Below are 13,489 nucleotides of genomic sequence, written 5' to 3' on the forward strand. Positions count from 1 at the left end.
GATGCTCGCGTTTTCATAACGGCAAAGTGTTATGTTCCGAGTGGCTGATACGCAACCCACCTTCGCCCCAAAAAGCCCACGTTTTGGGGGGTTTTTCGATGAAAAGTCGCTTTTGGGTGTCTTTGGCCCTCCAAAGGAACCTCAAAACGGTACAGGAACCGTCTGACGCAACGTGTCAACCAGGGGGGCAGAAAGAAAGATTCTTCGCCCGAAAGGGTCAAATTCGCGGGAAAAAGCGGTGTCAAGTCGACTACAAATCGGTCGCAATCAGGGCGTCAATTGCGTCGTGAGCGAGCGGGTTGTCGCTCAGTGAATTTTCGGCAACGGCGTCAGCTGACTTGGACCGAAACGTCAACTCTGTCGCGATGTCCTGCATGGCTGCGTCCACCGAATCGTCGGGCGCAGCGGCGGAAACCGAGGCGGCGTCGTCGGCGACAGGCACAAAGAGATCGGTGCGTGAAACGGAGCTTGCTGCCAGAGATTCGCCTTCAGCTTGCACACCGCCGAGCAGGATCGATGGAGTCGCTGCTGCAGCCGAGATCGCTTCGCCTTCGGCGGCGGCGGCTGATCCGCTCGACACCGTCTCGAACGTTACATCGCTTGTCTCGACACTGACGCGGTACAGACGCATCTCGCCTGCCTCGCCGCGAGCTTGCACGCGCCGATCGTTCACCGTCGGTAGGGTGGCTCGGACCGATTCCGTGCTGGTTGTCCCGGTGCTCGAATCGGTGACGGTTCGTGTCCCCGTGATCGTCAAGGTTTCGCCATCCTCATCCAATGCAACCGCAGGTGTATCGATCGAACTCGTCGCAGCGCTTGGAATCAAAAGCGTGCTGGCCTCGCCAGGCTGGATCGCTAGAAGCAAGGATTGGCGAGGCGTCGAGCCTAACCAATCGCGGATCGAAATGTACTGTGGCAATAGACGGCCAACCGACGCGTTGACCGATGTGTCTCCGTCATCTGGGCCACTGATCACGGAGATCTGCTGCATTTCACGGGTGTTTTCAAAGAACGGGATCGCCGGAATCTCAACGGTGTAGTTACCCGGTAACACGTTCTGGAAGGAGTACTGACCGCCAAGTGACGACAAGGGGACCTCGACTTCGGCGTCGAGCGCGTCGGTGCCTCGCAGCACAATTCCATGCAACTGCGACGGTTGAATCCCCGATTCGGCGAAGGTCAAAAAGACGTCGCGTTCGGTATAGTCAGAGACCTCAACGGTGATCGTTCCCGTACTCGTCAATCCCGATCCGTCTTGCACCTCGTAGGTGAAGCTGTCGGAGCCTGTAAACGAAGCGGATGGAGCCTTGTAGAAGATGGAACCGGTCGCCGTATCAATCCGAACGGTACCGCCTGCGGTGGGTGTCCCCAGATTGGCAAACGACAAGGTTTCCCCTGAATCGACGTTTGCTGGCAGCCCGTTAACCGCCAATGCCAATTTTTCGACGCCGCCACGGTTGATGCCGACGGTCGAGTCGCTGATGGGTGGCGCATCATTGACCGCCGTGACGGTAAAGGTCACCGTTCCGACGGACAAACCACCTCCGGTGTCACGAATCGTGTACGTGACTTGTTCGCTGCCGTTGAAGTCCGCCATGGGCGAGTAGAAGAACTGAGTCCCATCCTCGCTCTTGCGAACGGATCCACCTTGGCTGGGCGTTTGGATCGAGTCGATGACAAAAGCTTGGTTGGATGCGTCGGGTGTGTCGTTGCTGAGGACATCGAAAGCGGCTTCGGCATCGTCTTCGGTCACGGAGAACGTATCGTCGACGGCCGTTGGAGGTGGGTCCGCGGGAGCCACCGTGACCGTGACGGTCACTTGATCGGTCAAACCACCATCGGTAACCGTGTACGTAAACGTGTCGGTGCCCGTAAAGCTTGCCGGTGGCGTGTAAAGAATCGATTTCTTGTCGCTCGAAAGGGTCATCGTCGCACCGGCGGTTGACGTGCCGACTTCGGAAACCGTTAGTGTTTCACCGCTATCCGGTCCGAGCGTGTCGTTGGCGATCACGTCGAAGGCGTTGCCCGTCGATCCTTGGTCGACGTTAAACGTGTCATCGACGCCGACGGGCGGGTCGTTCACGGGAGTCACCGTGACCGTGACCGTGGCGGTTTCTTGAATGCCTTCGTTGTCACGGACTTGGTAGGTGAATTCAAAGTCGCCATTAAAATTACTGTCGAGCAGGAATCGCACCTCACCATCATCGACCGACACCGCAGCGCCGTTGGTCGGTTGGGTTGCTGAGACAACACTGAGCGTCCCGTTTCCGGAGACAATCGTGTCGTTGGCCAACACATCGACAAGCGTCACGCCGGAATCCTCAGCGACGGTGATCGTGTCGTCGGCAACGATGAAGTTCTGACCGATCGCTAACGCGACGGCGCCATAGGCGACCGTGTCGGCAGGAATGCGATCATTGTTGCCGTACAACAGCACTTCGCTGTCGGACGCATCGGCCGGTTCCGATCGAATGTTGACCGTGCCACTTTGCAAGGCTTCCATACGAATCGTCGCGATCAAGCTGTCCTTCAGCTGGCTCGGCGTCAATCGGTCGGTCGCAGCGCCCACTTCGTCAATCAGCCCATTGGAGAACGTTCCCTTCTGGACGGTCGGGAATCGATCCGTGAAATCAATGCCGGCTCCCGGAACGGGGCGGATCAGAGAATTGTCGAACAAAACGTCCGCGAACGCGGCAAAGATACCGTCGCGATCCTCTTCGTCGCGAGCATCCACGCCGATCAGATTCAGCAAAAATTCTTGACCAGGTTGGACTTTGGTGATCAAGTTGCCTTGCAAATCCGTCAAGGTCAACTTGATTTCGGCAAGTGGCTCTCCCGCTACTGTAACGTCAAACGATTCCGTGCGAACGTTCCCAGCGCTGTCGGTTAGGGTCAACGAAACCGTGTTGGTCCCGATCTGGGCCGCCGTCGGTGTCCAGGTGATCTGGCCGGTTGCCGCATTGATCGTCATTGCGGTCGGTGAGGTCCCCGACAGCGCGTAGACAAGACCGGCTCCTTCCTCGGCGTTGATCAGGTCCGTCGTGAAGGGACGACCCACGTTCGCTTGAGTCGTCGCCGACGAAACAACCGAGGTTGGTGAGACGGTGTCGTACGTGACAACCAAAGACGACGTTAACGGACTGTTGGTCGTCCCTATCCGTTGCCGAGCGGCCACGCTGTAGGTCCCGTCGCCGAGCGCCGCGATGTTGCTGGTGGTAATCGTCACCGTCGAATTGGTTGCAGCACCGACGCCAAGCACGGCACCCGTCGTTGCATTGACCAATTCCACGGTCGCACCGCTTGTCACGCCACTGACAACAAACGACAACGAACCTGCCTTGGTGATGTTGTCGGTGTCGCTGACGCCCGTGTCGCTGGCCGCCAGCAGGTCCAAGCCGCTCGGCGTGGCAACCGAATTGTCCTCAAACGTAAACGCGACAAGCTGAGTATCTTGATCCGAGGAGCTGTTCCCTGTCACGCCCACGCCAGGCCGCACGCCCACGGTCACGGGCACGGTTCCGGTGAAGCCGGCGACGGGAGTCACCGTGACAAGGCCCGTGGTTGCATTCACGCTGGCGCTGACACTTGCGCTACCGCTGGAAACGAAATAACTGACTGCGTCGCCTTCGATGTCGGTGCTGGATAACTGCAAGGTCGCTGCCGTGTTCTTGTTGACTGCGGCCGGCGTCGTGATGGGGTTTAAAAACGGTTGGCTGTTCGCATTGTCGGCGACGACCGACACGGCGATCGTCTCGGAAAACGTATTGCCATCCTGGTCGGCCACCGTGAACGTGACATTGGTTGTTCCCGTTGCCGTACCGGTTGCCTTGAGCATCACGACGGAGTTCTCGGTGTCCTCGAAAACGTCGATGGTGCTGATCTTGATCGGCGTCGTCGGATTGTTGTCCGCTGGGTTGCCATTCGGGTTGACCCGTGCATGCTCGCTGATCGCCTCACGAACGTCCTCGCCTTCCACCAATTGTCCAAACACGCTGTGGTTAAAATCGAGGAAGCGTTGAGGACCTTCGGTAATAAAGAATTGCGAATCGTTCGTATCGTCGCCCGCTTTGGCATACGACAAGATGCCGGATCCGGTGTGAACCAATTCAGGATGAAAGTCGTCGTCAAAATCGCCCAAGTCGGAGCCGCCCGCACCGGTCCCTGTTGGATCACCCGCTTGCAACACAAAGTCGTCGATGATGCGGTGAAACAGAATTCCGTCATAAAAATTGTCTTCCGCCAACTCAATGACCCGTCCGGTAGCGGCTGGGGCACGGTTTTCGAACAGCTCGAACACCATGTCGCCGTAAGTTTCCATATCGATACGGATCGACCGATTGCCATCCAGTACGACCGCTTCGAGTAAGTTCGAATCGGCGACCGAAACGGTAACAGTCAAGGGCCCGCCATCGGGATCGTAGGCATCGACCGGAATATGGAGCGGGGCACCAATTTGAACAGTCTTGTCACCGATCGGTTCAAAGACTGGCTGGTCGCTTTGTGGGATCGGCACGCCGCTACGCGCCGAGAGCGTCGCAAGGGATTGGACACCCTGCAATCGCGAACTGTCGGGGAATTCCCATGTCGGATAGCTCGTGATGCCCTCATCGATCGCGATTTGCCCCGGGGTGCGGTCAGGGTTCGTCACTTCCACGAACGGCAAATTATCCTGGCCGTCCTCGAACAACGCTTTTTGCTGACTGCAGGGGGGGCACCAATGAGCACCGTAGAAAATCACGCCCGCGTCGGCCAAGTCCTTTGCGAATTGGACCAAGTCGGGTGCCGCCTCACCTTCGGCGCTGCGATCAACGGTTGTCACCGCGGTGGTGCTGGTTTGGACCGCCGAGGTATCGCTCGACGTGACACCGTCGGTGAACAGCATTTCCATGTCGCCTGCCATCAATTGACGCGGTTCAAGCGATTCAAGCAGCAAACGGTCTCGTTTGGACGAAACCGGTGCATTGCCACCCAACCCTGTGCTAGGAAAACCGAGCCGCCCGATCAGTTGACGAAGCAGACTTCGCTTTGCGGAAGCAGCGTGGTTCGAATCGTTTGCGGCAGTCGAGCGGTTCTCGGAATTGCGTCGCATCAGGTCTCTCAGAGCACGTGAGGGGGAAAATCGGAAATTGCGAACCCGCTACAGAGGTTCAGCTGTCGGTAATTCGTCGGCAGCGCACAGCCGTTACGACGAATAAAAACGATACAACCCGCAATCTTTAACATCGGTACGGATGCGGGGGCAAAAAAGAGCTTTGATGAGGTAGTGATTGCACAGCAACAGAAGCGGAATATGTTCAAATGAACACTCTTCAGCCGCCGCAACGCTCGACCACAAGCTCTTCTAGATAGATAGGACGAAAATTCAGACGAATTGTTCCCAATTATAGTTACCGCCTCGAGCAGGCCGGCGGGAAAATGCGGCTTCTCGGCCGCCATAAACATCAAAAATGGGTGGATTGGCGGCAAAATCCGAAGCGCGTGCAACCTTGATTGCAGGGTGTTGGGAGAGACGTCGGCGTCTTGACGCCTGGAGAGCGACTACATGAAGCCTCCACCGCCCGGGGACGGTGATCCGTTGAGTGAGATGAAGCGTTTGGTCTTGTTTAACGCGATGAAGAACAACCCGGAACGAGGTTCGGCAATCGCGGTTGGTATTGGATCGACGGGCAAATGGATGCGTCGGCAACAGGCAAACCAATACGACGCAGCGAATCCGGACAGCATCGTCGACTACAAACTCAAAGGCCTCTACATGGAGGGCCTTAGCGATCTTGATTTCCCCGTGATGGGGGAACGGGCAATCGCCTACACGCAGCAGTTCAAAGCCATCTTGAAACAGGGGGGAATCGGCGACGACGATTTGGAGCGATTGGAAATCAGTCTGATCGTGGATGATCAAATCGACAACATCGACGCGGATGGCGACCCAAGGCGGTTCTGGAATCAGATGCTAGACGTTGAACGCTCGTCTTCTCATTCGGAAAAGTACCTCACGAAAGGTGGGAAAGCGCTGTATTGCATGGAGCACCTGATCGAGAGTGGTTCAACCCTCATCGATGGAGAGGCGGCGGGGATGAAAGAATGGGCAGCAGGCCAGGGTCACGAATTGGGCCCGTTTGGCGTTCAGTTCTTGCTAGGCGGATGCGCCGACATGGACTATTTCCTTCGACATGCTTGTGAAAAGGATGACCAAGAAAGGGCAAAGACCATTTTGCAGCTCGTCAAATACTCGAAACGCCAACGTTGGATGATGGCGGCGGCGATTCATACCGAACAATCTTTGCGTCGGCTAGAATCGGTGGGGCTCTCTGTTTCGCAGGTTAACGATTTGTTGAAGCAGCTGCAAAACAACATCGAATCCCTCGACGAGCTTGTCAGGGAAACACGCGAGGACAAGCCGTGGAGTTCGGGCCCGTATTTCAAGGCCTACAAAGAGGAATTCAAACGGCTTTCCGCGCTCTCTTGCTGTTCCTCCCATCGATGGTCGTTGGTGATCGGAAACGCGCTGCTTGACAAGGTCCATGCCAAACAGGCGACGGAGAAACAGATCAATCTGCTCTATCAGATCGCATACGACATGGAGACCATGCATCTGCGGCGGTATCCACATGGCTATCCCAAGCCGTTCGATACCGATGCAGAGGGTTGTCCTTATTGGTACACGAAGACCCAACAAGCGAAAACCATGGAGTTTCTGGATCGATTTAAACATGGCAGAGCGATTGCGGAAGAAACGTGGCCTGAACGCCCGATGCCCTGGCGAACCGTGATGACGCCCATGGAGATCGGACCGATTGTGCCTCCTCCCTTTGCAACGATTGAAGTCTCGGCGACCGCGGTGCCGCTTGTCGACGGCATTGCTTACTCGACAAGGTCGAATGCGCCCGTGAGGCATCAGATTGCCATTCAGGGACGCGTTAACGGTCTTTCTAAATCCAAGCCGGGTGATCCCCCCCTATGGCAAGTGCCAAGGATCAGTCCGGCCAAACTGCAAGTGATGCAAGAACTGACACGTGATCTACGGGAGGCGGAGTTTTTGGCTTTCAAGTTCAGGCATCTGTTGCAACTAGTGATTTCGGTTTAGCACGATGTCCTCCGCAAAGGGACGTGCACCGCGGTAAGTCATTTTGCCGATTTGGAGGTAAACGGAGAAATCATCGGGGAGCGTTCGATCAGAAATGACTTCTTGATCAATCTGCAGTTGCTGTTGATGAAGGTTTGCCGCTTCGTGATTCCAGTCATACTGCGGCCGATAGGTCGTGTCCTTCATGACACGCTTGAAATCGGTTGTACCGAGTCGAACCATTGCTTGGTTTGGCCAGGAAGCGTGGGGAGGATTGACGAAAACCGATTCACAACGACTGGAGATGCTACCCGCATATGCGCGTACCGACACCACATAATAGGGAGGGCTTTCTGAAGCGACGGCGAATGCCGCATAGGGAACAGGAATACGAAATTGCTGGAAATCCTGTTTTGCGTCCGTCAATTGATCCTTCCAAGCAGGACGAAGGACGCCGTCCATTCCCGTGCAATGAGGCGGGGCTCCTCGAACAACGGACAAAGGTATCCCAGCGGGGGCCTTATTGCAGATCCGATTCATTGGCGACGAAATGCAGAACCCTGACTGCCGTTCCCTTGCTCTCGGCGTTTGCGGCCTGCCTGACCCGGAGGATCGCATGGTGGGGACCGTCCGCCAGATCTGCGGCAAACATGACCGTGCGCGGATAGTGAATGCCCTTGCTGAACCGATGGTAAAGATCGATCGACTGAATGGGTTCTCCATCGATGGAACCTTCGAGGGTTCCGGCGTCCGGTCCGGCCAAAACAAAAGCGCCTAAGGCCGTCCCTTGAAAGCGGAGTGATAATTCGGCTCCTGGGTCGTTAGCAACTAGCATCTCGGTATCGGCATACCGATCCCGCAGTTGCCCGGGGAGCGAAGACCACTGCGGAACTTCTTGCGACCAGCCGACTCCCAATTCAGCGGAAGCGTGATCCAACAGCCGACCACCAAAGTAGCTATTGGGATCGATCGGCCGGGGGAGTCGATGCTTTTTGATTTTGGCATCCTTTTCCAGCGGCATGGCCCAGGCCCGATCAAGCATGTCAATGATCAGGTCGGCTGCGATCCGATTTCCAGCGGGCTTGGGGTGGGTGCCACCAAAGACTTTCCAAGTCAGATCGCCGCTCGTGATTCGATTTGCGACCTCGCGTGCCAAGTCGCTACTGGTGACGGAGTAGTGAACGGCCACCGCGTCATGAGCGCCACTGGACGTAGGTGTGATGCCTTGCTGTAGAAGATCCAGCATCGCGGGATTCACAAAGTGCGTGACCACGATGTCCAAGTTCGGGTTGTCGGTCAACGCATGCCGCAGCACGCCTTCCATTCCCCGGATACATTCCCTCACAGAGTGCCCAGCGTCTTGGTCATCGTTGACTGCGAACTCGACAAACAACAAGTCGGGTTTTGCCGACAGCACATCGCGCTGAACTCGAAAAGCACCCGTCGTCGAGCACGTCGAGGCAATCCCTGCGTTGGTAAAGGTGAACTGCGTCTCGGGAAATCGGTTTTGTAGATGCTCCATCAGTATTGGCCGATAGCCGTCCATCTCCGTGATCGAACCACCCAGAAATACAACACTGCCACGTTTCTCTCGCTCAAAACGAATGCGTGAATTCAAAAAATCGCCACGCAATCGCCTGGTCAGGGACTCAGGATTTTGAATCGTCGGCGGACCATCCACATACCCAAGCGAAGCAAGGAATTCATCCAATTGAAACAGCGTTCGCTGATAGTATTCCGTTGGTTTGTCGCCTTTGCCATGATTGAAAAATCCATGCACCGCGCCGACGTAGGCCTTCAATTCGCAGCGATTGCCAGCAGCGTTGGACTGTTCCGCATACTTCTCTACGGTCTTGTAGGGAACGGTCGTATCGGATTTGCCGTGAAAGATGATGGTCGGTGGCTGGCCGCTTTCGACGTGGTGAATGGGCGAGATTTGTTGGGGGGGCACACCGGTGCGTGTGGTAAGGTCTGTCAGCTTTTCGCTGTCCAACGTCACGCCCTGGAATGACGCAAGTAACACAGCTGGATTGAAGAGGGCCAGCGCATTGGGAACACTGCTAACCGATAGGTCCTCGTCGATTTCGTCAAAACCAGGAACCACGCCGGTACATGCCGCCAAATGGCCGCCCGCGGAACCTCCGCCTGCGACGATGCGATTTGGGTCGACACCCAATCGCGGTGCGTTGCGTCGTACCCATCGCACTGCGGATTTCGCATCGGTAACGCAACGATCGGCAAGTGTGCCGTGACGAGTGCGAACACGATAATCAGCGGTCATTGCCACGATGCCACGCGAGGCAAGGTAGCGGCAATGGGGTTCAAATTGTCCGGGGCTTCCGGATTTCCAACCGCCACCGAAAAAGAAGACGATCGCGGGTCGTTTGTCCGTGGCTTGGTGCCCGTCGGGTTCGAAAACCCAAAGCCTGAGCGACACGTCGCCAACCGTCTTGTAAGTTTCGGCACGTGTGCCGGAGAACTCGGGTGAATCCATGCGGCTCTGGGCCTGGGCAAGCAGCGGAAACAAAAAACAACAACAGCAAGCAAATGGTAAACGCACGGAGGGTTCCTTGATGTTGAAAACAAAAGGTTGGGCGTGACGGGAGCGACTCATCATGATCTGTAAAAGGAAAGCTAACGAGCCGCTGGTGTGTGAGTCTTGATATAGTCCGGATCGATTGTCACGCCGAGACCGGAGCCACTGGGAACCTTGATGACTCCGTTGATGGACTGAAAAGTTTCGGCCTTGCTTTCGACCGGGATCGTGGTGCCGTTGGCATCCTTGGTTTCAAACATTTTGAACTCGTGGTACTCCGCCGCGGCGGGGCAGACGGAAACCATCTGCAGCATGTAGACGTAACCAAGACCTCCACCGGAGATATGCGGCGTGATTTTCAGTCCAGCGGCCTGGGCCATCCGCGCCACCTTCATCGTTCGGATCATGCCGCCGAAATAGAACAGATCGGGCTGAACGATTTGAAAGACCTCATTACCGATCAGATAGCGGAAGGCGTGCATTCCAAACTCCTCTTCTCCGCCTGCCATCGGAATCGTCAGTGCCGCTTCGACTTGTTTTTGCTCTTCATACCAATCCCACGGCAGTGGCTCCTCGTAGAAATAGTAGTCGTACTCCTCAAGGATCTTGCCAATTCGGATCGCCTCGTCCACTCCATACGATCCATTGCCATCAATCATCAGTACCATCTGATCGCCAAAGACTTCCCTTGCCATTCGTATCAGCTTTTCCGTGCGGCCCGGCGCGTTGTCGATGTCAGAGGCCAGATTGTCACCGCGGCCTGCGCGAAGTTTGACCGCCTTGGCACTTGTTCGCTGCACATCCTCTTGCATCAATTCAAGCGACCGTTGCGGTTCCAATTTTCGGAAGCTCGCCAAATGGTGCCCCAAGTAAATCGATACATCGGGATTGCAGATGTCGCCGATCAAGCAACCCGCAGGCTTGTCCGCGATGTTGCCCAACATATCAAGGATGGCAAACTCGAGTGTAGCGATCTGTACACATAGCGGTACACCTTGCGTTTTGACAGACGATTCGGAAACCTTGTAGATCAGGCGATCGAGATCGCGGGCATCCTGTCGCTCAAACGCCGGCACCAACCGATTCAGAAACACTGGGTAACTTTGCTTGCCAATGAACGGATGGCCCACCGAAATCCCCTCCGCCCCATCGGAGGATCGCACCCGACAGATAAAGTTGTTTCGATCCCGTAGCAATTCGACAGATTCAATGATCACGGGATTGGGAAACAGCTCTCGCTTCAAGACAGGCTGCTTGAGTACGGCGTCGAGGGTGGCATAGTCGATCTTTTGCTGTCCCATTCCATGAGACGAACTCGACGGAGCTAGCGTTGAAATCCCACATGACAGTGCCGCAGATTTCATGAAGTCTCTTCGACTCACCATTACAAACACCTCGCAATCACTTTCGGTCCCGACTTTCGACAGTTGAAGGTCTTTAGCATAACGTAAATTGAAAGGGTGATTGGGGGCTGCGTCAAATGCCCGCACATCGAGCTAACGAACACTCACGCTGTTGAAAAGTTCGCTGAGCTGCGACTCCGTCAGGGCTTGGTCAAAAATTGCGAGTTCGTCGATGCGACCTTGCCAGAATCCCGGGTTGCGAGTGTCGGGACCCTGACCGCTAGGATCGAGTTTCGCCGCAATGCCGAGTCGTGTGGGGCCGTCGATGGCAATTCCTTCGCAGGCCGTCGAAGCAACGGGCTTGCCGTTACGGTAGAGGGTTAGCGTTTCACCATCTGCGACGAACGCGACGTGTTGCCAGCGATGAAGAGGCAGGGGTTCTCGCTCTCGCAGCCCAACGATATCGCCGTGTTGATCACGAACCTGGACTTCCAAGTCACCGTCGTCGTCGTAGAGCCCGAAATGGAACTGTCCGCCGAGACCCGTATTTTCTTGTCCGTTGTTCACCAGTTCGACAGCCCAGTGTTTTGCTATCGCGGCCCAGCGCGTGCGACTCTCGGCGCGGACCCAGGCACAAACGCTCAATTGTCCGGTCGTCGTTTTGGGATAGTCATTGATCCAGGCGTACGCTCGTCGCTGCGGTCCTCCAAACCGCAACGAGCCGCCCACGCGACCGGACGCGAACGGTGGCTGCGTCATTCCTCCGCTCTCAATGACTCCTGTTGATTGGTTTGCGCCGAGCCCGCGGAGGGTCTTGCCATCGTTCGCGACGCCCATCCGCAAAAACACGGCGGGCCCAAGCGATCGAACGATCTGGGCATACCGTTTGTCACTCGTATTCGGTTCGTTGAGGTCGCGAATGAATCGGTCGTGGTCGATGTCGATGCCCTGAGGAATCACTCCCGTTTCATCTACCCGTGTGGCCTGGTCGCTTCGCAGACGTACGGCATCGGTGTTGGGCGGTGCCCTGAGCGGTCGGACGTCTACCTCACCATCAAAAACATGAACCTCGCTACTGCGGTCGTCCAGAACTTCGATGCCAAACTCGGTTCCAAAGTCGACGACGCTGACAGAGGGAGTGTCGATTGCAAAACCTTCGCCGGCCGGGGATACCTTGGCGGAGACGCTACCACGATGAAGAACCATTCGCATTTCACTTTCGATTTCAAATCGGGCGGGCGACTCAATGATCACCTCGATTCCCCTGTCGAAATTCAGTTCCACCAGTCCGCTCGTTAATACGTAGATCCCGGTTCTTGCGATGTCGCCTTTGTGCAGCGAGACTTCGACCTCTGGCACCGAAAGCCTCGCTCCCATGCTTTGCGCAATCATGCCAACGCGATCACGTTGGCTCCATGCGACCACGGCGGAGACCTTGAGACTTTCGTTCCTCGCCAACGGTTGGTTGCGGTGGTCGTGTGTCATCAATCGATCGGACAACGTCCAGATCAACGAACTGAACAACAGAATGCATGCCGCGATTGCGATCCTCCGCCAACGCGCAGCCGATTCCATGCGATCGGTAAAGGCACGCGAATTTCCCGTACTTGCCGTCTCCTCTGCGAAGGTAACCTCGGGCATAACACCATGTTCCCAGGCAAGCATGGCGTGCAACTGGCATTGCTCGACATAGAACGTTTGAGCCTCCGTATCATCAATAACAAGATCCGCTAATCGTCTTCGCGACTCAGGACCGGCAGACTTGTCAAAGTGCAACTCTAAGAGCTTTAAGAGCTCATCTCGTTTTTCCTCCTTCATGATGAGGCCTCTCTTTCCAAGCTGGCGTCGATACAGCGCGTGAGGGCATTGCGAGCCCGAAACAACAGTTGCTTGACCGCATTGATCGTCATCTCGGTCTCGCTCGCGATGGATTCAAGTGTTGAACCGGCGTAGTAGCGGCGTTGGATGAATTCACCCTGCCGCGAATTGAGCTTCTCGAGACACTGTCTCATCATTCGTTGGCGAGTTTCAAAAACCTCGTCTCGGTCGCTTGCAACCTGAGCGAGGTCCGACAGCAAACCGGTATCGAAAGTAAGCCGATCACGCTGCTGTTGTTTACGATGTGCGAGCACTTGGTAGTAGGCGATCCGAAACGACCAAGCGATGAAGTTCGTGCCCAACTCGAAATTTTCCTCGCGTTCCCATAGAATGGCGTTGGTCTGTTGCAGCACATCACTGGCTTGGTCAGGATCGAGCACGAGCGACATGATATAGCCATACAACCTGCTCTGGCTGCTGGTGAGCAGCTGAATGAACTCTGGAGTGCGTTTCATGTTTGGTTCCATCATCGATTTTTCATGGAGCGAATAGCGTCGGCTGTCGCTTGGTTACGGCCATGGACTCCGCTTTGCCATGTGTTTTACCCAAAATACCCGCGGCGCTCGAGAGATTGATCGTAACGCTTGGGGAAATCGGCTATTTGCAGTCTATCGATAGGTTTTTTGAGAAATGACGGCTAGCGCCTTGCCGCTCCCTCCGAGATTGATT

The 13,489-nt window shown here is 55.9% G+C and carries 7 protein-coding genes; 1 reads left to right on the top strand and 6 read right to left on the bottom strand.

All coding sequences use genetic code 11. The annotated features are described in order from the left end of the window. Nucleotides 1-250: 250 nt before the first annotated feature. Entirely contained in the window at nt 251-5,089 is a 4,839-nt protein-coding gene (locus Poly41_RS28420) for an Ig-like domain-containing protein (RefSeq protein ID WP_146530750.1), read from the bottom strand. 453 nt (nt 5,090-5,542) lie between these two features. Here Poly41_RS28420 and Poly41_RS28425 point away from each other — a divergent pair, with 453 nt between their 5' ends. Beyond that, nucleotides 5,543-7,084, top strand: coding sequence for a hypothetical protein (locus tag Poly41_RS28425; RefSeq protein ID WP_146530751.1), 1,542 nt, complete (start codon nt 5,543-5,545; stop codon nt 7,082-7,084). On the opposite strand, the gene Poly41_RS28430 is transcribed toward Poly41_RS28425, so the two are convergent. The 5 genes from Poly41_RS28430 to Poly41_RS28450 all read right to left on the bottom strand — a co-directional run bounded on the left by Poly41_RS28430 (nt 7,067) and on the right by Poly41_RS28450 (nt 13,275). Beyond that, the gene (locus Poly41_RS28430) at nt 7,067-7,564 is read right to left on the bottom strand and encodes a hypothetical protein (protein ID WP_146530752.1); all 498 of its coding nucleotides are present in this window, start codon (nt 7,562-7,564) and stop codon (nt 7,067-7,069) included. The genes Poly41_RS28425 and Poly41_RS28430 overlap by 18 nt on opposite strands. 19 nt (nt 7,565-7,583) lie before the next feature. Further along, nucleotides 7,584-9,623: an alpha/beta hydrolase fold domain-containing protein gene (locus tag Poly41_RS28435; RefSeq protein WP_231616017.1), complete on the bottom strand. Its 2,040-nt coding sequence runs from the start codon at nt 9,621-9,623 to the stop codon at nt 7,584-7,586. 74 nt (nt 9,624-9,697) lie between these two features. After that, entirely contained in the window at nt 9,698-10,963 is a 1,266-nt protein-coding gene (locus Poly41_RS28440; protein WP_197231746.1) for an enolase C-terminal domain-like protein, read from the bottom strand. Nucleotides 10,964-11,095: 132 nt separating this feature from the next. Continuing rightward, complete coding sequence (locus Poly41_RS28445; RefSeq protein ID WP_146530755.1) at nt 11,096-12,760, bottom strand: LamG-like jellyroll fold domain-containing protein; 1,665 nt, start codon at nt 12,758-12,760, stop codon at nt 11,096-11,098. Next, nucleotides 12,757-13,275, bottom strand: coding sequence for a sigma-70 family RNA polymerase sigma factor (locus Poly41_RS28450; RefSeq protein ID WP_146530756.1), 519 nt, complete (start codon nt 13,273-13,275; stop codon nt 12,757-12,759). The genes Poly41_RS28445 and Poly41_RS28450 overlap by 4 nt, the downstream gene beginning before the upstream one ends. Between the last annotated feature and the right edge of the window lie 214 nt (nt 13,276-13,489).

Source organism: Novipirellula artificiosorum (genome assembly GCF_007860135.1).
In the GTDB taxonomy this organism is placed as follows: Bacteria; Planctomycetota; Planctomycetia; order Pirellulales; family Pirellulaceae; genus Novipirellula_A; species Novipirellula_A artificiosorum.